30 protein-coding genes, 1 pseudogene and 1 riboswitch are annotated in these 25,486 nt (G+C 40.7%); of the genes and pseudogenes, 15 read left to right on the top strand and 16 right to left on the bottom strand.

Annotation, left to right across the window (positions count from 1 at the left end):
• The first annotated feature begins 38 nt into the window (after window positions 1-38).
• The gene (megL, locus tag QUF94_RS24310; protein ID WP_289318105.1) at window positions 39-1,214 is read left to right on the top strand and encodes a methionine gamma-lyase; all 1,176 of its coding nucleotides are present in this window, start codon (window positions 39-41) and stop codon (window positions 1,212-1,214) included.
• Window positions 1,215-1,231: 17 nt separating this feature from the next.
• Here the strand turns inward: megL and QUF94_RS24305 are convergent, their stop codons facing one another.
• Window positions 1,232-1,960, bottom strand: a complete 729-nt coding sequence (locus tag QUF94_RS24305) for a TspO/MBR family protein (RefSeq protein WP_289318104.1) — start codon at window positions 1,958-1,960, stop codon at window positions 1,232-1,234.
• A gap of 914 nt (window positions 1,961-2,874) precedes the next feature.
• Here QUF94_RS24305 and QUF94_RS24300 point away from each other — a divergent pair.
• The 5 genes and pseudogenes from QUF94_RS24300 (at window position 2,875) to ribH (ending at window position 6,131) form a co-directional block, all read left to right on the top strand.
• The gene (locus QUF94_RS24300; protein ID WP_289318103.1) at window positions 2,875-3,156 is read left to right on the top strand and encodes a hypothetical protein; all 282 of its coding nucleotides are present in this window, start codon (window positions 2,875-2,877) and stop codon (window positions 3,154-3,156) included.
• Window positions 3,157-3,287: 131 nt separating this feature from the next.
• On the top strand, window positions 3,288-3,461 hold the full coding sequence (locus tag QUF94_RS24295; RefSeq protein ID WP_289318102.1) for a hypothetical protein: 174 nt from the start codon (window positions 3,288-3,290) through the stop codon (window positions 3,459-3,461).
• Window positions 3,462-4,015: 554 nt separating this feature from the next.
• Window positions 4,016-4,146, top strand: a riboswitch (FMN riboswitch).
• 146 nt (window positions 4,147-4,292) lie between these two features.
• Window positions 4,293-4,931, top strand: coding sequence for a riboflavin synthase (gene ribE, locus QUF94_RS24290; protein WP_289318101.1), 639 nt, complete (start codon window positions 4,293-4,295; stop codon window positions 4,929-4,931).
• A gap of 18 nt (window positions 4,932-4,949) precedes the next feature.
• Window positions 4,950-5,588, top strand: a pseudogene (ribB, locus tag QUF94_RS24285) (3,4-dihydroxy-2-butanone-4-phosphate synthase); the annotation flags it as partial.
• Between the two features lie 72 nt (window positions 5,589-5,660).
• Window positions 5,661-6,131, top strand: a complete 471-nt coding sequence (ribH, locus tag QUF94_RS24280; protein WP_289318100.1) for a 6,7-dimethyl-8-ribityllumazine synthase — start codon at window positions 5,661-5,663, stop codon at window positions 6,129-6,131.
• 139 nt (window positions 6,132-6,270) lie between these two features.
• On the opposite strand, the gene QUF94_RS24275 is transcribed toward ribH, so the two are convergent.
• Entirely contained in the window at window positions 6,271-6,498 is a 228-nt protein-coding gene (locus tag QUF94_RS24275) for a hypothetical protein (protein WP_289318099.1), read from the bottom strand.
• Window positions 6,499-6,687: 189 nt separating this feature from the next.
• Between QUF94_RS24275 and QUF94_RS24270 the strand changes: the two genes are divergently transcribed.
• Window positions 6,688-7,854 (top strand): DHH family phosphoesterase, encoded by a 1,167-nt coding sequence (locus tag QUF94_RS24270; RefSeq protein ID WP_289318098.1) that lies wholly within the window; start codon window positions 6,688-6,690, stop codon window positions 7,852-7,854.
• A gap of 72 nt (window positions 7,855-7,926) precedes the next feature.
• On the opposite strand, the gene QUF94_RS24265 is transcribed toward QUF94_RS24270, so the two are convergent.
• The 6 genes from QUF94_RS24265 to mreBH form a co-directional block, all read right to left on the bottom strand.
• Window positions 7,927-8,793, bottom strand: a complete 867-nt coding sequence (locus QUF94_RS24265; protein ID WP_289318097.1) for a YihY/virulence factor BrkB family protein — start codon at window positions 8,791-8,793, stop codon at window positions 7,927-7,929.
• 121 nt (window positions 8,794-8,914) lie between these two features.
• Complete coding sequence (locus tag QUF94_RS24260) at window positions 8,915-9,355, bottom strand: hypothetical protein (RefSeq protein ID WP_289318096.1); 441 nt, start codon at window positions 9,353-9,355, stop codon at window positions 8,915-8,917.
• 118 nt (window positions 9,356-9,473) lie between these two features.
• Window positions 9,474-10,700, bottom strand: a complete 1,227-nt coding sequence (locus QUF94_RS24255; protein WP_289318095.1) for a cation:proton antiporter — start codon at window positions 10,698-10,700, stop codon at window positions 9,474-9,476.
• A 6-nt stretch (window positions 10,701-10,706) separates the two neighbouring features.
• Window positions 10,707-11,204, bottom strand: coding sequence for a cation:proton antiporter regulatory subunit (locus tag QUF94_RS24250; RefSeq protein ID WP_101224892.1), 498 nt, complete (start codon window positions 11,202-11,204; stop codon window positions 10,707-10,709).
• A 52-nt stretch (window positions 11,205-11,256) separates the two neighbouring features.
• Window positions 11,257-11,820, bottom strand: coding sequence for a tyrosine-type recombinase/integrase (locus QUF94_RS24245; protein ID WP_289318094.1), 564 nt, complete (start codon window positions 11,818-11,820; stop codon window positions 11,257-11,259).
• Between the two features lie 273 nt (window positions 11,821-12,093).
• Complete coding sequence (mreBH, locus tag QUF94_RS24240) at window positions 12,094-13,101, bottom strand: rod-share determining protein MreBH (protein ID WP_289318093.1); 1,008 nt, start codon at window positions 13,099-13,101, stop codon at window positions 12,094-12,096.
• A gap of 553 nt (window positions 13,102-13,654) precedes the next feature.
• On the opposite strand from mreBH, the gene QUF94_RS24235 reads away from it, so the two are divergent.
• Entirely contained in the window at window positions 13,655-14,752 is a 1,098-nt protein-coding gene (locus tag QUF94_RS24235; protein ID WP_289318092.1) for an AbrB family transcriptional regulator, read from the top strand.
• On the opposite strand, the gene QUF94_RS24230 is transcribed toward QUF94_RS24235, so the two are convergent.
• Genes QUF94_RS24230 through QUF94_RS24220 form a run of 3 tightly spaced genes read right to left on the bottom strand, consistent with a single transcriptional unit; the run spans window position 14,697 to window position 15,591 of the window.
• The gene (locus tag QUF94_RS24230; protein ID WP_289318091.1) at window positions 14,697-14,963 is read right to left on the bottom strand and encodes a hypothetical protein; all 267 of its coding nucleotides are present in this window, start codon (window positions 14,961-14,963) and stop codon (window positions 14,697-14,699) included. The two genes, QUF94_RS24235 and QUF94_RS24230, sit on opposite strands and share 56 nt — an antisense overlap.
• On the bottom strand, window positions 14,960-15,109 hold the full coding sequence (locus tag QUF94_RS24225; protein ID WP_289318090.1) for a hypothetical protein: 150 nt from the start codon (window positions 15,107-15,109) through the stop codon (window positions 14,960-14,962). The genes QUF94_RS24230 and QUF94_RS24225 overlap by 4 nt, the downstream gene beginning before the upstream one ends.
• Window positions 15,106-15,591 (bottom strand): hypothetical protein, encoded by a 486-nt coding sequence (locus tag QUF94_RS24220; RefSeq protein WP_289318089.1) that lies wholly within the window; start codon window positions 15,589-15,591, stop codon window positions 15,106-15,108. Before QUF94_RS24220 ends, QUF94_RS24225 begins: the two co-directional genes overlap by 4 nt.
• 199 nt (window positions 15,592-15,790) lie before the next feature.
• Between QUF94_RS24220 and motA the strand changes: the two genes are divergently transcribed.
• The 5 genes from motA to map all read left to right on the top strand — a co-directional run bounded on the left by motA (window position 15,791) and on the right by map (window position 19,223).
• The gene (motA, locus tag QUF94_RS24215; RefSeq protein WP_289318088.1) at window positions 15,791-16,582 is read left to right on the top strand and encodes a flagellar motor stator protein MotA; all 792 of its coding nucleotides are present in this window, start codon (window positions 15,791-15,793) and stop codon (window positions 16,580-16,582) included.
• A complete protein-coding gene (gene motB, locus QUF94_RS24210) occupies window positions 16,575-17,330 on the top strand; it encodes a flagellar motor protein MotB (protein WP_289318087.1) in 756 nt (251 codons plus the stop codon). Before motA ends, motB begins: the two co-directional genes overlap by 8 nt.
• Before the next feature lie 44 nt (window positions 17,331-17,374).
• Window positions 17,375-17,566 carry a late competence development ComFB family protein gene (locus QUF94_RS24205; protein ID WP_289318086.1) on the top strand — a complete coding sequence of 64 codons (192 nt, stop codon included), beginning with the start codon at window positions 17,375-17,377 and terminating at the stop codon, window positions 17,564-17,566.
• 280 nt (window positions 17,567-17,846) lie between these two features.
• Window positions 17,847-18,362, top strand: a complete 516-nt coding sequence (locus QUF94_RS24200; protein WP_289318085.1) for a type 1 glutamine amidotransferase domain-containing protein — start codon at window positions 17,847-17,849, stop codon at window positions 18,360-18,362.
• Between the two features lie 114 nt (window positions 18,363-18,476).
• The gene (gene map / locus QUF94_RS24195; protein ID WP_289318084.1) at window positions 18,477-19,223 is read left to right on the top strand and encodes a type I methionyl aminopeptidase; all 747 of its coding nucleotides are present in this window, start codon (window positions 18,477-18,479) and stop codon (window positions 19,221-19,223) included.
• Between the two features lie 39 nt (window positions 19,224-19,262).
• Here the strand turns inward: map and QUF94_RS24190 are convergent, their stop codons facing one another.
• From QUF94_RS24190 to QUF94_RS24175, 4 genes are all read right to left on the bottom strand, one after another.
• Window positions 19,263-19,505, bottom strand: coding sequence for a DUF2164 domain-containing protein (locus QUF94_RS24190; protein WP_289318083.1), 243 nt, complete (start codon window positions 19,503-19,505; stop codon window positions 19,263-19,265).
• A gap of 11 nt (window positions 19,506-19,516) precedes the next feature.
• Entirely contained in the window at window positions 19,517-20,032 is a 516-nt protein-coding gene (gene mobB, locus QUF94_RS24185; protein ID WP_289318082.1) for a molybdopterin-guanine dinucleotide biosynthesis protein B, read from the bottom strand.
• Complete coding sequence (locus QUF94_RS24180; RefSeq protein ID WP_289318081.1) at window positions 20,020-21,285, bottom strand: molybdopterin molybdotransferase MoeA; 1,266 nt, start codon at window positions 21,283-21,285, stop codon at window positions 20,020-20,022. Before QUF94_RS24180 ends, mobB begins: the two co-directional genes overlap by 13 nt.
• Before the next feature lie 102 nt (window positions 21,286-21,387).
• The gene (locus tag QUF94_RS24175; protein WP_289318080.1) at window positions 21,388-21,612 is read right to left on the bottom strand and encodes a DUF1128 domain-containing protein; all 225 of its coding nucleotides are present in this window, start codon (window positions 21,610-21,612) and stop codon (window positions 21,388-21,390) included.
• A gap of 230 nt (window positions 21,613-21,842) precedes the next feature.
• Between QUF94_RS24175 and QUF94_RS24170 the strand changes: the two genes are divergently transcribed.
• Both QUF94_RS24170 and QUF94_RS24165 read left to right on the top strand, forming a co-directional pair.
• Window positions 21,843-22,241, top strand: coding sequence for a YtxH domain-containing protein (locus QUF94_RS24170; protein ID WP_289318079.1), 399 nt, complete (start codon window positions 21,843-21,845; stop codon window positions 22,239-22,241).
• A 16-nt stretch (window positions 22,242-22,257) separates the two neighbouring features.
• Entirely contained in the window at window positions 22,258-23,097 is an 840-nt protein-coding gene (locus QUF94_RS24165; protein WP_289318078.1) for a YihY/virulence factor BrkB family protein, read from the top strand.
• A 231-nt stretch (window positions 23,098-23,328) separates the two neighbouring features.
• Here QUF94_RS24165 and QUF94_RS24160 read toward each other — a convergent pair whose 3' ends face one another.
• Complete coding sequence (locus QUF94_RS24160) at window positions 23,329-25,251, bottom strand: heavy metal translocating P-type ATPase (protein ID WP_289318077.1); 1,923 nt, start codon at window positions 25,249-25,251, stop codon at window positions 23,329-23,331.
• Window positions 25,252-25,486: the final 235 nt, after the last annotated feature.

The following is a 25,486-nucleotide window of genomic DNA, read 5'->3' as shown; positions in this document are numbered from 1 at the left end:
CATATGATAGCAATAGATATAGGTTAGGAGGAGACGATATGACAGGGAAGTATAAAAAGTTTGAAACGGCAGTCATACATGAAGGATATGACTCGAAGAAGCATTTAGGAAGCTTGGCAACACCCTTATTCCAAACCTCAACATTCACTTTCGAAACGGCCGAGCAAGGGGAACGGCGTTTTGCCGGTATAGAAGATGGATATATTTATTCACGCCTTGGAAATCCCACGGTACAAGTGCTTGAAGAAAAGATTGCTGCTTTGGAAGGGGGGGAAGCTGGCCTTGCTTTCGGCTCGGGTATGGCAGCGGTTTCAGCAGTGCTTTTTGCGTTAACTAAAACGGATGACCACATCCTGTGTTCACAGGGGTTATATGGATGTACATTCGGGCTTCTGCAGTTAATGAAAAATAAATACCGAATCACTCATGATTTTTGTGAAATGGATACAGAAGATCAGGTAAGGAAAATGATTCGGCCGGAAACGACCTGCATATATGTAGAAACCCCAATCAATCCGACGATGAAAATGATTGATTTAGAGATGGTAGTGAGAGTAGCGAAGGAATATAATGTAACGGTCGTAGTCGATAATACGTTTTCGACTCCCTACTTACAGAGACCGCTTGAATATGGATGTGATATCGTCCTTCATAGTGCGACGAAATATCTTTGCGGGCATGGGGATGTCGTTGCGGGCCTTGTTGTCGGCAAGAAGGAGTTTATGAATAAGGTAGCTGGAACTACACAGAAGGATATCGGTGGAATCATTTCACCATTCGATGCCTGGTTACTATTGCGGGGGTTAAAGACATTGCCTGTTAGGATGGACCGTCACTCGGCCAATGCAATGGAGATCTTTCGAGAACTTAAGAAACATCCAAAGGTGAAAAAGGTATATTATCCAGGTGATGAAGCCTCACCGAATCATTATATAATGCAAAAACAGATGAAACATGGCGGCGGCCTTATCTCTTTCGAATTGCATGGCACAAAAAAGGATGCGCAGGAATTCCTCAATAAATTGGAACTTATCAAAATTGCCGTCAGTCTAGGGGATGCCGAAACATTGATCCAGCATCCCGCCACCATGACGCACTCTGCCATTCCTGAAGATTCGCGGGAACAAATGGGCATCAGTGACCAACTGGTCCGTCTCTCAGTTGGCCTTGAAGCTTGGCAGGACGTATGGCATGATCTTCGGCAAGCATTTTAGGCAGCCATATTTCCTTTTCAGCTCCTTCTATTTTTGATGAAGATTGTGATGGACACGATAAAGATGAGAGCAGCCAGAATAAAAGAAATGTCTGAGGTTACCGGGTAGGCGGCACAATTTCGGATCCCGATGCCTATGAACGCCCAAACGAATACGAGAGGATAGCACCAATCCCGGTTTTTACCTGCAAAGACAAAGGCCAGGATTGTTGCTGCAATCAGCAAAATGATTGTCCAAGCTACACTGGAAATCCCATAACCTTCCCATTTAATATAGGTAAGGTAATAAGAAATGTCAGCAATGGCAGCAACACTCACCCAGCCTGTATAAACGGAAAACGGAAATAGATCGAAAGCAGTATGCTCCACTTTTTTTATGCTTATATAAATGACCATTAATGTAGCCAAAAGAGCGATGATAATGAATACGGATAACAAAAAGTGTTCGTAATGCCAAGCCAAAAGCCAGGAACCATTCAGTACACAGCTTAAAGCGAACCAAGGGGAGGATGCCTTATAAACAGGGCTGTTAAGGTGGTTACCTAAAAACTGCCTGATTACCCAAATGGCCAGCAGAAAGTAGATAAAGCCCCATATGGAAAATACATAACCGGCAGGAGTGAAAAGGACATCCAATTTATCAGAGACCTCTCCTGATGTTTGGCCGTTCAATGGCAGGAAATTGGCTAGAAAATTCACTGTTACGACGAATAGAAAGAAAATCAAATTGGTGATGGCAATAAGCATGAGCTTCCTCCTTGTATGAATTGTGACTCCTATAACTTATTCCACCATTTAAGCATGTTTAATCTTTTTGGAGCACATCGGGGGTACTCGGAAATGAATTTCATTTTTCCATATAGAAAGGGATTTCCCGTAGTTAATTAACCATTTAAGTTTAGAAATTTCACATTCACTTTATGGCGATAAAATATTCAAAAATTCATATTAATTTAGTCCTTCGGATCGTAAGATACCACAGAAAAAAATAAACCGCCTAAACCTTTGTTTTAAAGGGTTTGAGGCGGTTTTTATTTGTTCCATTTTCGTGTTTGGTAGGAAAGGTTGGCACAATTGAAGGGTGCATTGAATCGTATACTCCACATGAAATGCTAGCTTTAATGATAAACTAGAAGCCTTAATGAAGACTTTGTAAATCGTCAAGAAGTTCAACCTGAAGAAGTAGGGAAGTTAACTTTTTATTGTCTGAAAGTAATAACTGATAAAGGCTGTTATTTTTGGTTTGAATACAGAATTAGAAGACGAAAATAAAAGATTGGTCTATGAGGATAAATCACAGATGTTAGATATAACCAGGCTTATGGGAGATTCATTTTAAAGAACGTGGATAGATAATTTGAAATCATTAAGCATCCATAAATATAAGTGTTTTTTAATATACAAACATCCGTTCTGAAATCGGATTCGAATACTCTAAATTTTTGTCCATCATTAGAGCAAAATTCCTAAAGAAAATCTTTATAGATAATATATAAGAAAACCCTCTGAATTCGATTGTATAGTTATATTATCATCTATTCAATTGGGTGCTTTTTATCTTGGAGAAAGAAGATGTCAATATTTTTATTAATGGGGACAAGCACAAGCGTAAATTTAGTAAATCCATATTATATAACAATACATGATATGGAGATGATTATATGGGAAAACATGGTTGTAAGAAAAAAAAGGATAAAAAGTGTTACAAAAAAGAGAAACACAGTTGTAAGAAGGTAAAAGATTGTTGCAAGAAAAAAGAGAAAAAGTGTTGTAAAAAAGAGAAACACAGTTGTAAGAAGGTAAAACATTGTTGCAAGAAAAAAGAGAAAAAGTGTTGTAAAAAAGAGAAACACAGTTGTAAGAAGGTAAAAGATTGTTGCAAGAAAAAAGAGAGTAAAAAGCATTATTTTGAATGGAATAGTAAAATCAAAATCAGGTGGTAAGTACATTCCGATACAATATAGTAGTTTAGTTAATGGTAAGTTGCAAAGCACTAATTGAATTTAAATAGTTTAAATATTGCACTCATTCTGTGGGTGCTTTTTATTTTGGAGAAAGAAGGTGAGGAAATAGTATGGGTAAGCAGGCTTATTACAATAAATACAAACGTGATAAAGAAGCTAAGAAGTTCTATAACTCATCTGGTTTGAAGAAGTGCCGTGCTGTTGTATTGGCAGGAGACAATCATTTATGCCAGGAATGGTGGATGAAACGGATCACACATGTAGACATGGTCCATCACATATAACTTGCAGCTAACTTGATTTTTAGTATGGCCGAGCTTATGGGCCAAGTCTTTATAGTATCCATTGTGTGGTCCAAACTCTTTTCATTCATTTACATAAACTAGTCATTAACATATTCGAGACTTGGGTTTAAACAAAAAATGTAAAGATTGCGGACATAGTAAATGCAAATGCGAATCTAAACAAGAACAAAAGGTAGAGTAAAACGTCGAAGTGGATGTAAACGTACCTGCTAAGGATAAAAAAGGGAATAGGGACCTTCCCTTACACGTGGTTAAAAACGGAAGGATATACAAAGTATCCAAAATTACTTTTTTAAAATGGCCTGATGGAGAAGGGCAAGGAGATTGATTCCTTGTTCTTTTTATTTTGTCGTGGTAATATGTCATTAATTAAAAGTCAATTCAGTGGTAGTTTTTTGGTAGGATACTTGGAAGGAATGAACAATATTCAACAGGACTATAAAACATTTCGATAAATATCATAACCGTAAAAATCCTATTACATAGGCTTTTAAATAACAACATAATACTAGAAAGCGCAGCAATGTGTTGATAGTGTCCTTCGGGGTCGGGTGAAAATCCCAACCGGCGGTGATGAAGAAATTCTAAGCCCGCGAGCCTGATAAAGGCAGGATTTGGTGAGATTCCAAAGCCGACAGTACAGTCTGGATGGGAGAAGGACGTGTGGAACCCAAGTGTATACGTACGCCTAATTTTTCAAAAAAGAAAATATTGGGCTTTTTAGGTATACAGTTTTTTTCACTCATTTCTCCTGCTAACTCCTTAGGTCTTCCTAAGGGGTTTTTTATATTTTATAAAAGGGGGAAAAACATGTTTACGGGAATCATTGAGGATATCGGTACCGTCCATTCCTTGAAAAAAGGGAAAAGCAGTATGGAGCTGTCGATTCGTTCTGAAAAAATCCTTGAAGATGTTCATCTGGGGGATAGTATTTCAGTCAACGGGGTCTGCTTAACGGTAACGTCCTTCACGAAAAGTTTGTTTACGGTCGATGTGATGCCGGAAACGGTCAAAGCTTCCTCGATCCGGACGTTAAAGTTGGGATCACCTGTGAATCTCGAACGAGCCATGAGTGCACAGGGAAGGTTTGGCGGTCATTTTGTTTCAGGTCATATCGACGGAACCGGAACAATCATAAAAAAAGAACGAAAAGAAAATGCCGTATATTATGTAATCCAATTGGAAGAAGGGCTCAGTACCTTTTGCATTCCAAAAGGATCTGTAGCCATTGATGGAACGAGCTTGACGATATTTGGAATCGAACGAAACCTTTTGACTGTATCACTGATTCCATTGACTCATCAGGACACCGTATTGGGGCAAAAAGCGGCTGGCGATATAGTTAACATCGAAAATGACATGATAGGGAAATATATTATACATCAAATGAAAACTGGTGATTCAAAACCAGGGCTGAATTTAGAGTTTTTGGCAGAGCACGGATTCTAATAAAAGGGCGGTGTAATGATGTTCCATACAATTGAAGAAGCGATCGAAGATTTGAAAGCTGGCAAGATAGTAATCGTATCCGATGATGAAGACCGTGAAAATGAAGGGGATTTTGTCTTGTTGGCCGAAAAGGCGACGCCGGAAGCGATTAATTTCATGGCGACTCATGGACGAGGTTTGATTTGTACAACCATTACTGAAGAATTGGCAGGAAAATTGAACCTGCATCCTATGGTAGGAGAAAATACCGATCATCATGGTACTGCTTTTACTGTTAGTGTCGATCATAAAAGCACTTCCACAGGAATCAGTGCTTTTGAACGGTCATTGACGATACTTGAGCTTCTTAAAGAGGATTCGGTCGCTGAAGATTTTCAAAGGCCTGGTCACACTTTTCCGATAGTCGCTAAAGAAGGCGGCGTACTGAGGAGGGCAGGACATACGGAAGCTTCGGTGGATTTGGCAAAGTTATGCGGTGCCGCTCCAGCTGGTGTCATTTGCGAGATCATGAATGAAGATGGATCGATGGCACGCGTATCCGATTTGGAAGTCATCGCTGAGAAATTCAACCTGAAATTCATCACGATAGCCGATTTGATTCGGTTTCTTCAACAAAGTGATACAATCGGGAAACAGGAATTTGAACTGAACATCCCGAATGCTTAAGGAGTTTAGCGCATTTATATGAACAAAAAATGATATCTGTATAATAATTAGGAGGAATTGGACATGGGGAAAATTATTGAAGCACAATTAATCGGATCAGGATTGAAAGTAGGAATCGTTGTAGGAAGATTTAATGAGTTTATCACAAGCAAGCTTTTAGGAGGGGCATTGGATGGCCTTAAGCGTCATGGTGTTGATGAGAATGATGTTGACATCGCATGGGTCCCGGGTGCTTTTGAACTTCCGTTAATTGCGAAGAAACTTGTGAATACAGGTAAATATGATGCGGTAATCGGTCTTGGAACGGTAATCAGGGGTGCCACTTCACATTATGATTATGTGTGCAATGAAGCAGCTAAAGGCATGGCATCCGTTTCCTTGGACACAGGTGTACCGGTTATCTTCGGATTGTTGACAACTGAGAATATTGAACAAGCCATTGAACGTGCCGGAACTAAATCAGGTAACAAAGGCTATGAAGCTGCCGTTAGTGCCATTGAAATGGCCAACCTTGGAAAATTGATAGAACAGTGATTTCACATAAGGAGTCCGCAGGGATTAACATTTCCTGCGGCTTTTTTTTTGATGTAATGGATTTTAGGTTATGTTACTCAGGCTCTGTTGAATGTGATTTGTGGCATGACGGCTATTTTAGTTTTTTTTTTTGTATTAATTAAGGCAATTGTGATTTCCTCAGATTTTCCCCTGTTATTTGGACAATCCTGAAATGGCCATAAGGGCCACTTGTTGGTGGGGTGCCTAGAAAAATGGATAGAATGAGGCATAAAGTGATCATTGAATACATGATCATGATGTCTAAAAGCATTATGGTTTGTTGTGCTCCCCTGTCTGTTTTAAGGGAGTACATGGAATCCACGATTTCAAAGTAATGTGTTTTCATTATATATTGGTGTAAATTCTGGAAAATAAAGAATCATAAGTGGGCTTTTCAAAAAAAACGAACAAAAGCATCGCGTAATGGAAGCATGGTAAATTATGCGGATATGATTATGCTACAATTGTAAAGATTGCAATTGAAATTCCTGTCTTTAGGGAAAAGTAAATTTATTAGTTATTAGGAGGGGTTTGTGTGTACCATCTCTTTACACATAATGATTTAGATGGAGTCGGTTGCGGCATTGTAGCTAAGCTGGCATTCGGAGAAGAAGTAGTTGTTAGTTATAATTCAATCGGTCGCCTTAATCAGAATGTAGGAGCATTTCTTGAACAGGCTAAGATTGAAGATACATTGATTGTTACTGATTTATCGGTTGATGAAGATAACGAAAAAATGATTACTCAGTTTGTGGAAGATGGAGGTAAAGCGCTGCTAATCGATCATCATAAGTCAGCGTTGCATTTGAATGAACATGATTGGGCATCTGTAACTGTCGAACAGGAAGACGGTAAACAGACGGCAGCAACTTCATTATTCTATCAGTATGCTGTTGAAAATAAATTTCTGGAACCTTCAAGCATTATCGCTGAATTCGTTGAATTGGTCCGTCAATACGATACGTGGGAATGGGAAGTCAATAAAAATTCAACGGCAAAACGGCTGAATGACCTGTTTTTCATGATTCCGATAGAGGAATTCGAAATGAAAATCGCAAATAAGTTATCGACGGCTGAAAGTTTTACTTTTGACGAAGTGGAGCAAACGCTTCTGAATGTTGAGGAGAGTCGGGTTGATCGGTACATAAACAGGAAAAAAAGAGAAGTTTATCAGGCTACGGTCGGTCCCCATACAGCTGGGGTGGTCCATGCAGAGTCATACCACTCAGAATTGGGAAATGAACTGTCGAAAGAGTTCTCGCATCTGGATTATATCGCCATCCTGATGGTAGGGAGTAAAAGAATCAGCTTCCGGACAATCCACGATGACATAGATGTTTCTGAGGTTGCTGGAAAGTACGATGGTGGCGGCCATCAAAAAGCCGCCGGTTGTACCATGTCCGAAAAGGCTTATAGTCAATATGTCGAAAAGACATTCTTTGCCGAGCCCCTTAAACGCGATGCACATAAAAATCAATTGAATGTAAAGGAATCCCCAGAGGGTTGCCTATATTCAACGAGAGATAAAAAGGACATATTCATCTATGAAGATGAAGAAGAAGAATGGATTGTTGAAATCAACGGAAAACAACAGAAAAAAACATTCGATACATTTGGGGAAGCTGAAAAATACATGAAGCGAAAATACGCGGCATGGCTGGCCCATGATGAAAGATATGAAGAGTTTGTCAATAAAGGATGAATAGGAAAGCGGCTGTCCGAATGGGACAGCCGCTTTTGAATTAATTCCATCTAGTTCCGAAATTCATGATTTTTACCTTTTAAGCGGGACAGGATGTACGATAGTGCGTGACTGTTTTTTTGGAATGGTATATTGGCGATGAAGAATTGCATTGATTTCTCCGCCGATCACAAAGATCAGACCACTCAAATATAGCCAGAGCATCAAGATGATGACGCCTCCTAAACTGCCATAAGTGGAAGAATAGTTGGCAAAGTTACTGATATAGAATGAAAATCCAAGTGATATTCCCAGCCAAAGTACAGTTGCGGTCACTGCCCCAGGGATGACGTGTTTAATGGGAAAGCTTTTGTTCGGTGCAAAACGATATAGAAAGGTCAGGACGAGTGAGATGACCACAACCGCGATAACCCACCGTAACAAGCTAAATAAAATTTGCATTTCTTCAGGGATCGGGATGAATTGCTGTAGTAAATCGATGATGACTTTTCCGAAGACGGGGAGACCTAACATGACGATGAATGCGACAACCAAGCCTAATGTCAATACAATGGAGATGAAGCGGGCTTTAATGAAATTCCTTGTTTCTTCAACATCATAAGCGATATTCATGGAATGAATGAACGCATTCATTCCATTTGAAGCGGACCATATGGTGCCAAGGAAACCAAAAGTCAGTAAGCCGCCGTTCCGCTCAGATAATATGTTGATGATATTTTTCTCAATGACTTCCATCGTCTCCGCAGGCATGAAGGTTTTTATCGTGTCCAGTGCTGTCTGAATATCAATATTCAGATAAGGTAATATGGACAGCAGTAAAATGAGCAAAGGGAATAGGGCGAGTAAATAGTAATAAGCTTGTTCAGCTGCCAGCCCCGTCACGCGATCCTCCTTTATTTCTTTAATCAGTTTCTTTGAAAATTTTATCGACTTATTCATCCGGGCATCACTCCTGAATAGTTACTTAGGTTATCTGCTTCTTTTCCCTCTGTTCATGCAAGTTAATCCTCAAATGAAAAGAAATTGAAAGGGGCTTCCCAAAAAAGAAGTCCCTTTCATGTTAATCCTCGCGCTTGTATAAGCTTGTGACAATGATATAACCTGCAATTACTCCAATGATCGCATTTAATGTGGTTGATTCATTTTCTCCGAAGTAACCAAAAACAAATTTGGAGAGAGGCAAATCTTTAAATAATCCAGTAAAGTACAAAATCGGAATGATGGAGAGGTAAAGGAATGGTAAACCAAGAATGATCAGCCTTAACCAATTCACTTTCCAATGCACCTTGTTAGAAAAACTTTGCAGAATTCGGGGAATGGCGAGTACCATGCCCAGGAAAATCGGGAATGAAGATCCGAACAGCAAGTATCCCTTAATCTCGTAAGTTTCGCGACTAACTGTAAATAGGTGCTGTTGGTACTTCAAGCCTATGAATAATACGCCCAATACTACCACTAGGCAGATTAAATATCTAATGGCTCTTTTTAAAGAAACACTCATTATTTCACGCCCCTTTTATAACAATTATAGTAATGTTAGGGGAATTATGTAAGTTATTCCAAGTGGGCTATTAAAGGTTAACAGAAAAAAGGCCAGATAGCATGTCTGGCCTTTTTGTCTATTGTACTTCTTTTCCTTGTTCCTTTTGAACCTTCGGAGGGGTCCATTTGAAGACTTTATTTAGGATATTATAGATGTGTTTGGATTCTTTTGTAAGGATCGGCCCAAGAATCGCTAAGGTCAAAACATAAAGTGCCGCAAACGGGGTTAGTATAGGCATTAAACCGCCAGCAATGCCTAGGTTGGCTAAAATGATGGAGAATTCGCCACGTGAAACAATCGTTAAACCGATGTTTGCGGAAGCTCTGTGAGATAAACCGGATTTGCGTCCGGCAATCATACCAGCGACAAAGTTACCGATTATAGTGATGATGACGGCTCCAAGAACCATCCAGACAGCTCCGCCAAGGGTCGTCGGATCGATGCTCAAGCCAAAGCTGAAGAAGAATATGGCCCCGAAGAAGTCCCTAAAGGGAATGACAAGTTTCTCAATCCTGTCGCTATGTTCCGTCTCAGAAAAGACTAGGCCGAGCAGTAATGCACCAATGGCTTCCGCAACATGAATCGTTTCCGAAAAACCTGCAATAAAGAATAGTAATGCAAACACGACGATGATAAAAATCTCATCTGATGTAATATTGAATAATTTGTTAAGGATCCCAGATGCTTTCCGGGCGATAACAAAAAATACAAGCATATACCCAATTGCGATTAAAGTAGAAAGTAACGTTCCCCAAATGGAACCAGAGGAGCTTAATACCAATCCGGATACGACTGAAAGATAAACAGCGAGGAAGATATCTTCAAACATGATGATGCCGAGGATTAGCTCCGTTTCATTGTTCCCGGTCCTTTTAAGGTCAACAAGTACCTTTGCTACAATAGCACTTGAAGAAAAACTGATGATCCCGGTTAATATCAGAACCTCTTTTAATGGAAGTCCGAGCAGGAAACCATATACAAAGGCCATTCCGGCGTTGATCACAATGTAATACGTTCCGCCTGTCACGATATTTTTCCCAGACTTCATAAGTTTTTTTACGGAAAATTCCAGACCTAAGTAAAACAGGAGGAATAAGATACCGACACGTCCGAGGAACGCTATGATTTCATCACTTTCAATGAAACGCAGGTCAATTAATCCGAATTGTGGGGCATGGGGACCAACGAGCATCCCGATGATAATTAATAGTGGAACATTTGAGATTTTGAATTTACCTGCAACGAGAGCAGCTAATGCTACTAGAAGTAGGGCAGTTCCCACTTCAAAGACTAAATGGTCCATATGAGCTTAGTCACTCCTTTCGTCGGTCAATAATTCTCTTGTCAGGTTACGGATATCTTTTCTTTCACCAGATATCACAAGGGTATCGCCTGTTTCGATGATAGAGTCAGGACCAGGATTATTCAGTTGTTTTTTTCCTTTTTTCGAATGGGCGATGACGGTTACATTATAATTGCTCCTTATATCAATCGCACCGATCGTTTGATTGATGGCCTTAGAACCTGGTTCCACTTTGAACCATTCAATCACTAAGTCACCCAATGACATTTCAATCGTTTCAAGTGCTTGTGGTTTATAAACCATGCCGCCTATGATGGAAGCCATTTGCCGGGATTCCTGATCGTTAAGGGTGATGCTCGATATGACGTCTTCATGTTCATTATCAAAATGGTACAATTCCCGACGGCCGTCATCGTGAATGACAATTACTAACTTTTCATCATTTCTCGTTATGATTTCGAACTTTTGGCCAATACCAGGAAGTTCACTTTCTCTAATTCTCACTGGAATTCCTCCTTAAAATGTTGGTTAGAGTTAATAGAAGATAGCAGAAAGTTTATAAGTTAACGTCAATAATCGTCTTGAATTTCTTCTCCTTTGATATGCCGATGTATTTTAATGTCTCCGATGGACTGGAATGATGGTAATGCTTTTGTATCAAGGCCAGTGACACTCCTTGTTTATAGGCATGGTAGCCAAAAGTTTTACGCATCGAACTTGCTCCGAATTTGCCTGTCAGACCTGCACCTTCCACAGCATCATGGATGATTCGGTGTGCCTGTTGACGTGTAATCGGCTTTTTTGTCTTAGGGGAAAGAAATAAAAATTGACCTTCGATAACCTTCGAGCCTTTAAGGTATTCTTGTAAGGCGGTACGGACTTTCAGGTTCAAATAAATTTGGTTGACCTCATCATTTTCCATCCGTTGCTCATAAAATTCCTTGATTTTTCCAGTTTCATCAAGAACGTTGGCGACGGTTATTTCGAGCATTTCATTTATCTTCATACCTGTATTGATGCCGAGTACAAACAATAAATAATCCCGACTGGAGTGCGCTCGTAAATAGGTTTTAATTTTGCTGATTTGATTGATATCCTTAAAGGCTTCTACATATTCCATAAATCTTCTCCTCTTACCAATGTAACATAATTATACTATATCACAACTTATGTAACATTGCATGCGTTTAGTCCTGCAGGAATGATCCTTCTTCAAAAAAGCAACGCATACTGTCGAACGTAAAAACCCTTTTTCTTATTCTCTACTCAAACGAGGTAAAATATATCAGTGAAGTTATTTAACTTTAAAACATGGAGATTGCTCTTGCACCCTGGGAACATAAGGCTGGATAGATAAAAAAAAGAAACCCCAAGTTGGGATTCCTTCATCTTTTTAGTATACGGCTTTTTGTAATTTGTGAATGACCTCAAGTGAAAGTCCGGTCCCGATGGCGACTGATTCAAGCGGATTATCTGCAAGTTTGACTGGGACGACAATTTCATTCGTCAACCATTCTTGTATCCCGTTGAGAAGTGCACCCCCGCCGGATAAGATGACACCTTGATCGACGATATCCCCGCTCAATTCAGGTGGACAATCTTCCAAAGTGGCCCTTATTGCTTCCAATATATGAAGAAGCGATTCCTGGATGGCTTCCTGGATATCAGTGGATGATATTGTAATCGGCTTTGGAAGACCCGTTACAAGATCGCGGCCCCTGACTTCCATGGTGATCACGGGATGTTCAACTAGTGCGTAGCCGATTTCTTTTTTTATTTCCTCGGCTGTTCTTTCCCCAATCAGCACATTATGTTTTTTTCTAACATATTGGCTGATATCTTCATCCAATTGATCTCCGCCAATTCTTATCGAATTGCAAGAAACGACGCCGCCGTAAGATATGATCGCGACCTCAGTCGTGCCCCCGCCGATATCAACGATGACATTTGCAACCGGCTCTTCGACAGGCAGGCCTGCACCTATTGCTGCTGCTACTGGTTCCTCGATAAGGTGGACCTGTTTGGCTCCGCAGCTTTTTACTGCATCCTGAATGGCCCTTCTCTCAACTGATGTGGAACCTGATGGTGTACAGACCACCACACTAGGTTTTCGAATCGAAAAGCCTAGGGCCTTACTTGCTTTTTTCATGATTTCCCGAAGCATTTGCGCCGTTACATCAAAATCCGCAATGACACCGTCCTTAAGTGGACGGATTGCCACGATATTTCCAGGTGTTTTCCCGATCATGTTTTTTGCATCCACACCAACTGCCAATACTTTATTAGTCTCTATATCAATGGCCACCACTGATGGCTCATTAAATACGATTCCTTTATTTTTACTGTAAACTAGCGTATTTGCAGTTCCTAAGTCAATGCCTATTTCTGTATTTGATAACATTTAGTCACCCCTCCATAAGAGTTTGACCCCTATATACTCATTCTACCTTTTGTAGCGAGTTTGTGGGGGTGGGAAATCTAGTAAATAGTGGAAGTGCATTGCTGTTTCTTTTAATGGAGCGAATATATGATGAAATATAAAAATGCACTGACGATGGCGAGCACGCCAAGAACGTGAAATGTATTGTGACCAATCCATCCTGACATCAAAATGGCTACTGGCACCAACATTCTGCCTATTGTAAACAGCTAAGCTTGATGTTGCGAAATATTGTCCCCGCATAAGCTTGGATCCCTATCCTTGCTGAATGCCTGCTTTAAAAGCTAGGCCATTGTGACGATCCAAATAAAATGAAGGGAAGACAGTAGGTAATCGAGGAGTCGATGAATAAACTTCGTCTATATAGGCGGACGATCATTTTGTTACTGATATGGTTAAGAGTGTGATGAATACTCCTCGCTTCAACGAAAACAAGTAGGTAAGGCAACTTTGAATCAGCTTATTTTATGTTAAGATATAGATGAAAATTCGCTTAGGTAAAGAAGGTAATTCTGTGAGTGCAAATTTAATCGAGAGTAAGAGTTTTAGAGTCATTTTTACATCTTTTTTGGCATTCCTGGGTGGATATGCGTTTGATTGCCTTGGAATATACTTACCATGGATGCTGGGACCATTATTCGTGGTGATGATTGCGAAAGTGAAGTTAGGGAAGTACATGTTATGGTCTAAAACCTTTAGAAGCACAGGATTGGTCATTCTTGGTTTACAACTGGGCAGTTCATTCACTAAACAATCGTTAAATGAGATGATTGAATATTTGCCGGTTATGCTTTTTACGACAATCGCAATCATTTTATTTACAGTTTTGACTGGCTGGTTTGTCGGAAAACGAATGGACCTATCTCTGAGCACATCCATGCTTGGCAGTTTTCCGGGAGGTCTTTCCCAGATGGTGGTCTTAAGTGAGGAAATGAAGGATAGTGATGAAACGGTTGTAGGTTTCATGCAAACACTTCGTGTCATCCTGGTGATATCCATTGTTCCTTGGCTTGTGACCCATGTAATGTCAGTTGAACCAGGAGCTGTGATGGCTATAGCGGAGCGGCCGTTTTTCTTATTTGAATATGATGGGGTATTAGCCATCATGATGTTGGCAACCTTGCTAATATTCATCATAATCACAAAGAAAGCCAATTTTCCGCTTCCTTTTTTACTAGGACCTCTCATGGCCGCAGCCTTATTTAATCTAGTAGGCCCAGGTGCCCCGCAAATTCCTGACTTTTGGTTGAACTTGTCACAATTGTTGATTGGCGCCCATTTAGGGTACACACTGAAGGTCGATAATCCCCGACTCTTCAGAAAGATGTTCGGGGCAGTATTCGTCAGTAACATCCTGTTAATTGGATTTTGCTATTATCTTTCCATTCAGTTTGCTCCTGTCCTATCCTTGCAGGCAAACGAATTATTTTTGAGCATGGCGCCAGGCGGCGTCGCCGAAATGGCAGTCACAGCCATGTCTGTGCATGTGGATTTATCCGTTGTCACAAGCTTTCATTTATTCAGGATTTTATTCATCTTATTTTTTTTATCGCCCATCATAAAATGGCTCGGTGGAAGAAGCCGAGGGAAACAGGAACAAGGACAAAGCTGACAGGCTTTGTCCTTTTTTTGATAAGGGAAAAACCTCTGGTCAATGTCCAAATTTCGAAACTTACGAGTAAAATCGTGAAATTCACGAGTAAAGCATCGAAACTCACGAGTAAAGCACCGAAACTCACGAGTAAAAGCGTGGAACTCACGAGTAAAAGCGTGGAACTTACGAGTAAAAGCGTGAAATTCACGAGTAAAGCACCGAAACTCACGAGTAAAGCGTGGAACTCACGAGTAAAAGCGTGGAACTCACGAGTAAAAGCGTGGAACTCACGAGTAAAGCACCGAAACTCACGAGTAAAGGCGTGGAACTCACGAGTAAAAGCGTGAAATTCACGAGTAAAGCACCGAAACTCACGAGTAAAGCGTGGAACTCACGAGTAAAAGCGTGGAACTCACGAGTAAAGCACCGGAACTCACGAGTAAAACACCGAAACTCACGAGTAAAGCATCGAAACTCACGAGTAAAAGCGTGGAACTCACGAGTAAAAGCGTGGAACTCACGAGTAAAAGCATGGAACTCACGAGTAAAAGCGTGGAACTCACGAGTAAAGCATCGAAACTCACGAGTAAAGCACCGAAACTCACGAATAAAAGCGTGAAACTGACGAGTAAAGCACCGAAACTCACGAGTAAAGCGTGGAACTCACGAGTAAAAGCACCAAAACTCACGAGTAAAGCACCAAAACTCACGAGTAAAGCATCGAAACTCACGAGTAAAAGCGTGGAACTCACGAGGAAAGCACCGAAACTCACGAGGAAAGCACCGGAACTCACGAGTAAAGCATCAAAACTCACGAGTAAAAGCGTGGAACTCACGAGTAAAGCACCAAACCCCAAGTGAAATTACATTCCCGGCGGAAATTTTACCCGACCTGTTGATATATGCTTTTAATTCCTCCCTTGGCAAGGAGTAAAGTGAGTGGATTTTGTGATGATTTAATGAATATTAAAATGGAATAGAAAAATAATCCTCACTTTTTTTAAACTTCATCCGATATAAGGAGGAGACGAGACTTTAAATGAATGGGTGAGTATTATGGATATAACATCAGTTTTGGGCGTAGTCCTTGGTATTGTGGCCATCTTAGTCGGGATGGTGTTGAAAGGCGTTAGTGTAACAGCATTGATTAACCCGGCGGCTATTCTGATCATTATTGTAGGGACGATAGCTGCTGTCGTAACGGCTTTCCCTTTGTCGGAATTAAAACGACTACCTAAAATTTTCAAGATTTTATTCTTGGAACAAAAATTGACAAAGCCTGAAGAATTAATAAAAACATTTTCGGAATGGGCGGTCATTGCCAGGAAAGAAGGCTTACTGGCATTGGAAAGCATTTCGGACCAAGTGGATAATGCTTTTTTGAAAAATGGCTTGAATCTTGCAGTAGAAGGTCAGAGTGCCGATTATATTCGTGATATTTTAGCAGAGGAAATAGACGCGATGGAAGAGCGTCACCTAAGCGCGGCAGCGATTTTCAGTCAAGCCGGAACATACGCACCGACACTTGGCGTATTGGGTGCGGTAATCGGGCTGATAGCAGCATTGGGCAATATGGCTGACACAGAGGCATTGGGACATGCCATATCTGCCGCCTTTGTCGCAACCTTGATGGGGATTTACACAGGGTATGTGTTATGGCATCCATTTGCCAATAAGCTCAAACGGAAATCGCAGCAGGAAGTCCGGATCAAAGAAATGATGATAGAAGGGATTTTATCGATCATCGAAGGGGAAGCGCCAAGAACGATTGAACAGAAATTAACATCATATTTGCCTGCTGGAGATCGTAAAAAGTGGTTAGAAGGCGATGTGAGAGAAGATGGCTAGGCGTAAAAGGAAACAAAGGCATGAAGAGCATATCGATGAATCATGGTTGGTTCCCTATGCCGATATCTTAACATTGCTTCTTGCGCTTTTTATCGTCTTATTCGCTTCAAGTTCGGTTGATGGAGTAAGGTTCCAGCAGTTGTCCAATGTATTTAACCAGGTATTTACGAGCGGAACGGGTTTTATGGATTTCCCAAGTGATTCCCCCAGCAATGAGCCGACATCACCAGAACAAAGATCAGGGGCAGAAGATCTTAAGAAGTTAGGGAAAAACGAGCAAGAAGAACTTACGGAAGTTCAGGAGCGTGTAAATGCCTATATCCAAAAGAATGGTTTAACGGATAGATTGGAAACGAACCTTACGGATGAAGGTATGTTGATTTCAATTAGGGAGAACGTGTTGTTTGAATCGGGAGTTGCTGAGGTGAGAAGTGAAAACCAAAAAATCGCAAAGGAAATCTCAAATTTACTGGTCATGGACTTACCCAGAAACATTATCGTAAGCGGACATACCGATAATATTCCAATTAAAAATTATCAGTATGAATCCAACTGGGATCTGAGCGTGATGCGATCCGTGAATTTCATGAAACTTCTTCTCGAAAATAAAGAGTTAGATCCCGAAATGTTCAGTGCTAAAGGACATGGTGAATTCAAGCCGGTCGCTTCTAATGAAACAAAAAAAGGAAGAGCTGAAAACCGGAGAGTTGAAATCTTGATTGTCCCACGGACTGCAATAAATGAGTGAAAACCTGTCCGGAATGACGGGTTTTTCTTTTTGAAGGAGAATTTATGGATAGAGAATATACAAATGTGATGGAAGAGATCGTTGTGACATGGGTGCAGGTTTTAATGTCCGGTATGGAATACCAAACATTTTGCTCGTGCAGCAAATGTAAAAATGACATCATCACATTATCACTGAATAACCTGCCTAATTACTATGTAACCACTGAGGGCGGAAAAGGATGTTTGAAAATTTGAATATAGAAGAAAACAGGAAATGGATCAACAAAAGAATCATCAATGCCATACACGTTGTTGGCCAGTATCCTAAACATTGATCAGCTTTTGAAAAGATAAAAGGTCAGGGACCCCTTTTTTTTGATATTAAAACTTGGGCAGCAACCTCCGAAAGGGATTTCGCTCATATACAAAAGGTGATAGTTTTGGGAACATTGTGTTTTATTTATAGTGCAGTAGGGAACATAAATAAAGTACAAAGATAGGTTCATTCAATCAAAAATTGAGGAGATGAATTTTTATGGGTAGAAATATCGCATGTGTTGTAACGAATATGTTTGAGGACTCGGAGTACAGTGAACCGGCAAAAGCATTTGAAGAAGCTGGTCATACTGTAACGACGATTGAAATGGAAAAAGGGAAAACCGTTAAAGGAAAACAAGGGGAAGTAGGAGTCAAGATTGATGAAAGCATCGATTCGGTGAAACCGGAGGATTTCGATGCTTTGTTCATCCCCGGAGGGTTCTCACCTGATCAACTACGTGCTGACGAACGCTTCGTATCGTTCGCCAAATCGTTCATGGATGATAAAAAACCTGTATTTGCAATCTGTCATGGACCGCAGTTGCTGATTACAGCCAAAACACTTGAAGGACGCCACGCAACAGGATATACATCCATTAAAGTCGATATGGAGTATGCAGGTGCCACATATTTGGACAAAGAGGTTGTAGTTTGCGGCGACCAGCTTGTAACCAGCAGGACGCCAGAAGATCTTCCGGCATTTAACCGGGAATCGCTTAATCTATTGAAATAATAAAAAATCCCGGCAGCTGCCGGGATTTTTTATTTAATGAGATTTAAAGGATTCATATACTTCCATCTTTGCAGTAAAATAAAAGGAGACGAATAAAAAAAGGAAGTGTCACGATTGATCGTATTAAAGTCTGCACGTGAAATTCAAGCGATGCATGAATCGGGTAAAATTTTGGCAGCTTGTCATAGGGAGATTGCAAAGTTGATTGTTCCTGGTGTGACAACATGGGAAATAGAAGAATTTGTCGAAGGATTCTTAAAAAAACATGGAGCGAAGCCGGAACAAAAAGGTTACAAGGGATATGAGTATGCGACATGTGCCAGCATAAATGAAGAAATCTGTCACGGTTTCCCTCGAAAGACCCCTTTGAAAAATGGAGATATCGTAACGATTGACATGGTCGTCAATTATAACGGAGCCCTTGCCGACTCTGCTTGGACGTATACGGTAGGTAAGGTTTCAAAGGAAACGGAACATTTAGTGAATGTGACGAAGGAATCTTTATATAAGGCGATTGAAGTGTGTGTGGAAGGCAACCGGATTGGTGATATTGGTCATGCCATTCAAACATATGTCGAGGCTGAAGGCTTCTCGGTCGTTCGTGATTTCATCGGACACGGGATAGGAAATGTCATTCATGAAGAGCCGCAGGTTCCGCATTATGGGCTGCCGAATAAAGGTCCGCGTCTTAAGGAAGGCATGGTATTCACTATCGAGCCAATGGTCAACGTAGGTACATACAAGGCCAGCCGGGATGCGAATGGATGGACGGCTTCTACCGCAGATGGGAAATACTCGGCTCAATATGAGCATACGATTGCCATCACGAAGAACGGTCCGCTAATTCTGACCGAACAATGAACGAAAAAACAGCATCAATTATGATGCTGTTTTTTCATCTTAATCAATCGGTCGTTCCAATGAATACAAATCTTCTTCGATATTTCCTAATCTGTCCTCAATCACTTTTTTAGCATCTTTAATGCCTTCATTATAAATAAAGGGAGCAATGTTTTCGAAAATGAATTGCAAGTGATTTTCAGCAGCGATTTCACCGATTTCCTTGCCATGTTCCTGATACACATATTCTTGGATACTTTCGATCATCTTTCGGCGTTTCTCTAAGGGAAATTGAATGAACATTGTGCCCTCCTTCATATTTGTTTTAAGAACCATGGAATGAAATCATCCGAATTCAAAGGGAAGACGGGTACTGAAGCATGATTCCTGGTGCGTTCCAGACATTCGGGCCAAGCCACGGCTGCTTTGACATTAGTAAGCCGTTCCAATAACAGGAGGTCGCTTTCTTCTTTGATTAAAATGACCTTAGGATAGTCCTCTTGCTTATAACCTTCAATTAAAATCACATCGGGGAGGAATAGACCCAATAATTGAATCAGCTCAGTGATAGGGGCTCCCCCCTTGAAATTGCCGAGCAATTCTATTGTCCCGTCTCCTTCAACAAGTGAAGCGGCTGCTCCAGCCTGAAAGTGTTTATTGGAATCCTTCATGCCTGTGACATCTGGTTTTCCGCCATGTCCATGGTGTTTTAAAACGGCTGTCTCTAATTTTGCTGCGCGAAGCTTTTCGATAATATTCGTTATGAAAGTCGTTTTTCCTCTATTTTGGTAGCCAACAACCTGAAAAATAAAAGGCTTCACCAAGGCCATTTGCATCCTTCTTGATCATCGAGAAGCAGGATGTCCACAAAATCTCCTGTTTGAAAACCACGGGTCCCCCCAGGTAAGACGGTCAGTGAATTGGCACCTGCCAAGCTTGTCGTAATATTGGATTTATCAACTCCGCTGGGAATTACTTTTAACTGGCCGGATTCGTAAAATAATCGGGTTCGAAGCAGACGTGAGAATGGATTGGGCTTTAAGAAATCTTCTGCCAATTGAGCCGTCTCTTTTCGTAAATGCGGATATTCCGAAAACAGCATGGTGCGGATGATCGGTCTTGCAAATAGTTCAAAGCCGACATAACTGGCGGATGGATTGCCGGATAAACCGAATAAAAATTTGTTATTAAATACGGCTACCGTCGTCACGCTGCCCGGGCGCATGGCCACTTTGTTGAATAAGACATCAGCTCCAATTTGTTGATAAATATCTGGGAGAAGATCAAAATCACCGACGGAAACGCCTCCCGTTGTGATTAGCAGATCGACTTCCTCCAAGGCCGTTGAAATGGCCTCGTAGCTTAATTCGAGTTCATCTTTAAGTTTTCCATAAAAACGGACTTCTCCTCCAGCCCTCCGAATTTGGGCGGAGATGGCATGTGAATTGCTGTTGCGAATCTTACCGGGCTGCAAGGGTTCATTAACATCAAGTAGTTCCGAACCTGTAGCGAATAATCCGACGACAGGTTTCTTGGCAACAGGGACTTCAGCATAACCGAATGTTGCCAATAAGCCGATGATCCCTGGGTTGATTGCTGTTCCTTTTTTTACAAGAACATCCCCTTTCTTTGCGTCCTCACCTTGAAAAGAAACGTTTTCCCCTTCCTTTAGTGAGCGTTTAAATGATATGTACTTCTTTCCGTCCTTTTCGAATTCCTTCGTGAGCTCGAGCATGATTACGGCATCACACTCAGCAGGCATCTGAGCTCCAGTCATGATTCTTGCCACTTGGTTTTTTTGTACGGGAATAGTCGATACCATACCAGCAGCCAACTCTTCAACCACTTCGAACTCGAGAGGGTTATTTATGGAACCGTCAACGGTATCCTTGGACCTGAGGGCGAATCCATCATATGGCGAGCGGTTAAAATGCGGAACATCATTTGTAGCTGTAATATCTTGAGCCAAAAAACGGTCTTGGCTTTCCTCGAGGGGAATCAGTTCCATATGTCCGTTTAATTTATGCTTCATCACTTTTTCCACTGCTTCTGCAATACTGATGGGCGTTCTTCTTTCTACCATGCTTACAACCCCTGTCTTTTTTTAACTATAATCTCTATATCAAATGTAGCAGGATTTTTAAAAAAATGAAAAAAATCCTCACCGTATGGGAGGATTTAAATGTTACTTATTACGCAGTCTTCCAAGTTCTTCGGCGATTGCTTCCATTTCACGGACACTGAAATTCGTTTTTTTCATCACCATTATATAGATATCGTGCAGTTCTTCGTACATTTCGATATCAAAATGGGTTGATTTGATTGCACCGAAGTTCATCACTTTTAATTTATCCTTAATTGCTTCGACCATAAACTCTACACTTTCGGCTGTGTTTCGTGTTAAATCCATATTCCTCATCCTTTCTACGTTCCTAAATTATTTTCATCTTTGCATGATTACCCCTAGAAGTCAATGGATATTCGGGTGGAAAACGAAGCTTGATCCCCAATTCACTTTGTCATCTCCACGTTTTAAAGTGAGAGAGTTTGGGAAAAGATAGGAAAAAACTTTTTTAAACATTGTATAATGGAGATAGCTACCATTATCCATGAACCAATATATGAGAAGGAGGAGAATATATGAGCAACATTCGAGAAGAATATAAGTGTGCCAAGAAAAGTAAATTTATGCAAGCGGTCTTTATTGGGGCGTTAGCAGGGGCTGCAGTAAGCCTTTTTGATAAGAATACACGTTATTCTGTATTGGAAAACAGCAAAAGTTGCATGAGTAATATAAAAGAATTCGTGAAGAATCCCAATGGGGTGCTTACACAAGTAAGTGAAACATCATCTAAGGTACGTTCCACTGTTGAAAAAATCTCCGATGATGTATCCTTTATTTCCCAAAAGGTGGAGGAAATGAAAGATATTCCTTCGCAAGTTGCCCAAGTGGTGATGGAAACGAAGGAAGTCTTTGCTGCAGAGCAGGAAGAGTCATCTTCAATTCAGGATCCACAAGAACGGGTCTCCTTAAATTAAAAAATGAGGTGGAGGTATGGCCAATAAAAAAGAATGGATGAAAGGCTCATTCTTCAAGACTTTCATAAAACGGTTACAGATGGATGATGTGTCGGGACTTGCCGCACAGCTGTCTTATTTCTTCTTACTTTCCCTGTTTCCGTTACTTATTTTTTTGTTCACTTTATTGGCCTATCTGCCATTTTCCCAGGAAGATATTTTAAATACCCTCCGTACATATGCACCTGAAGATTCGATGAATATCATTGAGGCTAACCTATCGGAAGTGATGGAAGCGAATGGTACTTTATTGTCGTTTGGTGTCATCGGGACGATATGGTCGGCATCAAATGGGATGAATGCAATCATTAAAGCATTTAACCATGCATATGGTGTAAAAGAAAGTCGAACTTTCTTTATTTCCCGGGGAATGTCGATTCTTCTCACTTTAGCGATGATATTTGTTTTTATTGTCGTTTTATTGCTTCCGATATTCGGAAAACAAATCGGAGTATTCCTATTTGCCGAGATTGGGCAATCCGATGAGTTTCTAACGATTTGGAATCAACTGCGCTGGGTGATCAGTACGCTGGTATTTTTGATTGTGTTCACAATCCTTTATTGGATTGCGCCAAACAAAAGACTGAAATGCATAACAGTATTGCCCGGTTCTATCTTTGCAACGGCAGGATGGAGTATCGTTTCCTTTTTGTTTTCTTTTTATGTGGAGAACTTCGCTAATTATTCCGCGACTTATGGAAGCCTTGGAGGAATAATCGTATTAATGGTCTGGTTTTATTTATCGGGGCTAATCATCATACTGGGCGGGGAAATAAATGCCCTAATAAGTGTAAAGGAAAATCCAGAATGTGAATGAGCTTCCTGGAGTTACCGTAGTAGCGGACTTTACTTCTGCAGATACTATTTAAGAAATGATAACTTTTGTAGAGGAGGAGTTCATTCATGAGTAAAAAGGATGGCAGCACAAAGCAAAAAGGAAAAAAAGGTTCGAACCATAAAACATCAGGTTCTGCAAACGGTAAGAATGGATATCACTAAATGAAACGAACATAAAAAAAGGGAGCCTTTAGGGGCTCCTTTTTCATGTTTAGTTTCTCAAAAGTCTTAAGCTATTCAGTATAACGAGAATTGTGCTTCCTTCATGGCCAATGACGCCATATGGAAGGTCCAGAAATTGAAGGAAATTAGATGCTATCAGGATCATGATGACCGAAATCGAGAAAATGACGTTTTGTTTGATGATTCGATTCATTTTCTTTGATAATTTGACGGCTTCCGCGATACGTGGCAGGTCATTCTTCATCAGAACAACATCCGCTGTCTCCAAGGCAACATCCGTGCCTTCACCCATTGCGATCCCAACAGAAGCTGTTGCTAGTGCAGGTGCATCATTGATGCCATCCCCAACCATTGCTACAGTGCCAAAATGTTCTTTCAGCTTTTTCACTTCATTCACTTTGGTTTCAGGGAGGCATTCGGCAATATATGCATCAATGTGACTCTCCGACGCAATTGCTTTAGCGGTTTTTTCACCATCGCCTGTCAGCATGACAGTATGGATGCCCTCATTTTTCAAAGCTTCTATGGCAGCAATCGTTTCTTCGCGTACGACATCTTTCAAAGTGAGTATACCGGCAATCCCTTGATCATCTTTTGCAAAAACAATTGTCTTACCTTGTTCAGCCAATGTCAGCGCAATGCCATTTTGGAATCGTTCAGCTTCACTGCGACCGACGAAATCAGCTTTTCCAACTTGCCAAAGCACGCCATTGAAATAAGCTTGAACCCCATTACCTGAAATATCTTCCATGTTATCCGGTTTAATGATGTCCTTCTTTTGCAATTTCGTTTTAGCATAACGTACGATCGATGTTGCCAAAGGGTGGTTTGAATAATTTTCAACAGATGCAATATGAAATAAGAAATCTTCTTCGTTTAAATCTTCGCGGATAATGACATCCGTTACCTCTGGTTTTCCTTTTGTTAATGTTCCGGTTTTATCTAAGGCAATCGCCTGCAGGTTTCCTAGATTCTCAAGATGTATGCCACCTTTAAATAAAATGCCATGACGTGCACCATTTGATATGGCAGAAAGTGTAGCTGGCATAATGGAGGCTACAAGGGCACAAGGAGAAGCGACAACGAGCAGGATCATTGCTCTGTAGAACGTTTCGGTCCAGCTCCAGCCCAATAAGAAATGGGGCACGAACATCATTAAGCCGACAACTGACAATACCACTTTTACATAAGTCCCCTCAAACTGTTCAATGAACAGCTGGGAGGGCGACTTTTCGCTTTGTGCGGATTGAACGAGAGTGATTATCTTTTGAAATAATGTTTCATTTGCTGGTTTGGTAATTTCCACGGTAATCGTTCCACGGAGATTAACCGTTCCCGCAAATACTTCATCATCCAATGATTTACTGACTGGCATGGATTCGCCAGTTATTGCCGCTTCATCGATATTGGTACGGCCGTCCGTGATTTTTCCATCTGAAGGAACTCGCTCACCTGGTTTCACTAAAATCAGATCCCCGATACGCAGCTGGGAAACGGATACGGTTTCTTCATATCCGTTAGTGATGCGTAACGCTTCTTCAGGCTGTAAGTCCATAAGTGCCGAAATTTCTTTATGGCTTTTATTCATCGTGTATGTCTCAAGCGCACCGCTTAAAGCGAAGATGAAAATCAATATGGCGCCTTCAGTCCAGTATCCGATGATCGCTGAACCGATGGCGGCAAAAATCATCAGCATCTCAACATTCAATTCCCGGTCGGCGATCGTATCTTCTATGCCTTCTTTTGCCTTGGCATATCCTCCAATCAGGAAAGAGGCTAAGTATATGACTATGGAAGTGGACTCCATTCCGTTCTTTGAAAATGCCCAGCCCATAACTATTAATAATCCGCTGAATAAGGCAGCAATAAGTTCTAAATGAGGTTTTGCTTTTTCCAACCAAGAGGTTTTGCATGTAGCCGGTTGGGTTAAATGTTTAGTATCTGTAGTCATAAGATTCCCTCCCACATTCTTCTCTATTTTTGTGTAAATGATATAGATTATCATTTGTTTAATGCTTAATTGAGAAAGATAATCAACGTCATTTCTCTGGATAAAATATGAAAGCTGCCATCGTAATTGCGATGACAGCAATGTTTTCAAAGGTTTATTAACGTGATGTCCCTTTTGTTAATATTATATTACCACATATCCTATTCAGAAATAAAGAAGAATGATTCTAATCTAG

The organism is Peribacillus sp. NJ4 (genome assembly GCF_030348345.1).
In the GTDB taxonomy this organism is placed as follows: Bacteria; Bacillota; Bacilli; order Bacillales; family DSM-1321; genus Peribacillus.
This window is presented reverse-complemented; position numbering and strand designations above follow the sequence as displayed.

What these genes read in the sequence shown, in the direction of transcription:
- megL (WP_289318105.1), top strand. Translation starts at nt 39, where the DNA reads ATGACAGGGAAGTATAAAAAGTTTGAAACGGCAGTCATACATGAAGGA.
- QUF94_RS24305 (WP_289318104.1), bottom strand. Translation starts at nt 1,960, where the DNA reads ATGCTTATTGCCATCACCAATTTGATTTTCTTTCTATTCGTCGTAACA.
- QUF94_RS24300 (WP_289318103.1), top strand. Translation starts at nt 2,875, where the DNA reads ATGGGAAAACATGGTTGTAAGAAAAAAAAGGATAAAAAGTGTTACAAA.
- QUF94_RS24295 (WP_289318102.1), top strand. Translation starts at nt 3,288, where the DNA reads ATGGGTAAGCAGGCTTATTACAATAAATACAAACGTGATAAAGAAGCT.
- ribE (WP_289318101.1), top strand. Translation starts at nt 4,293, where the DNA reads ATGTTTACGGGAATCATTGAGGATATCGGTACCGTCCATTCCTTGAAA.
- ribH (WP_289318100.1), top strand. Translation starts at nt 5,661, where the DNA reads ATGGGGAAAATTATTGAAGCACAATTAATCGGATCAGGATTGAAAGTA.
- QUF94_RS24275 (WP_289318099.1), bottom strand. Translation starts at nt 6,498, where the DNA reads ATGAAAACACATTACTTTGAAATCGTGGATTCCATGTACTCCCTTAAA.
- QUF94_RS24265 (WP_289318097.1), bottom strand. Translation starts at nt 8,793, where the DNA reads ATGAATAAGTCGATAAAATTTTCAAAGAAACTGATTAAAGAAATAAAG.
- QUF94_RS24260 (WP_289318096.1), bottom strand. Translation starts at nt 9,355, where the DNA reads ATGAGTGTTTCTTTAAAAAGAGCCATTAGATATTTAATCTGCCTAGTG.
- QUF94_RS24255 (WP_289318095.1), bottom strand. Translation starts at nt 10,700, where the DNA reads ATGGACCATTTAGTCTTTGAAGTGGGAACTGCCCTACTTCTAGTAGCA.
- QUF94_RS24245 (WP_289318094.1), bottom strand. Translation starts at nt 11,820, where the DNA reads ATGGAATATGTAGAAGCCTTTAAGGATATCAATCAAATCAGCAAAATT.
- mreBH (WP_289318093.1), bottom strand. Translation starts at nt 13,101, where the DNA reads ATGTTATCAAATACAGAAATAGGCATTGACTTAGGAACTGCAAATACG.
- motA (WP_289318088.1), top strand. Translation starts at nt 15,791, where the DNA reads ATGGATATAACATCAGTTTTGGGCGTAGTCCTTGGTATTGTGGCCATC.
- motB (WP_289318087.1), top strand. Translation starts at nt 16,575, where the DNA reads ATGGCTAGGCGTAAAAGGAAACAAAGGCATGAAGAGCATATCGATGAA.
- QUF94_RS24205 (WP_289318086.1), top strand. Translation starts at nt 17,375, where the DNA reads ATGGATAGAGAATATACAAATGTGATGGAAGAGATCGTTGTGACATGG.
- QUF94_RS24200 (WP_289318085.1), top strand. Translation starts at nt 17,847, where the DNA reads ATGGGTAGAAATATCGCATGTGTTGTAACGAATATGTTTGAGGACTCG.
- QUF94_RS24190 (WP_289318083.1), bottom strand. Translation starts at nt 19,505, where the DNA reads ATGTTCATTCAATTTCCCTTAGAGAAACGCCGAAAGATGATCGAAAGT.
- mobB (WP_289318082.1), bottom strand. Translation starts at nt 20,032, where the DNA reads ATGGCCTTGGTGAAGCCTTTTATTTTTCAGGTTGTTGGCTACCAAAAT.
- QUF94_RS24180 (WP_289318081.1), bottom strand. Translation starts at nt 21,285, where the DNA reads ATGGTAGAAAGAAGAACGCCCATCAGTATTGCAGAAGCAGTGGAAAAA.
- QUF94_RS24175 (WP_289318080.1), bottom strand. Translation starts at nt 21,612, where the DNA reads ATGGATTTAACACGAAACACAGCCGAAAGTGTAGAGTTTATGGTCGAA.
- QUF94_RS24170 (WP_289318079.1), top strand. Translation starts at nt 21,843, where the DNA reads ATGAGCAACATTCGAGAAGAATATAAGTGTGCCAAGAAAAGTAAATTT.
- QUF94_RS24165 (WP_289318078.1), top strand. Translation starts at nt 22,258, where the DNA reads ATGGCCAATAAAAAAGAATGGATGAAAGGCTCATTCTTCAAGACTTTC.
- QUF94_RS24160 (WP_289318077.1), bottom strand. Translation starts at nt 25,251, where the DNA reads ATGACTACAGATACTAAACATTTAACCCAACCGGCTACATGCAAAACC.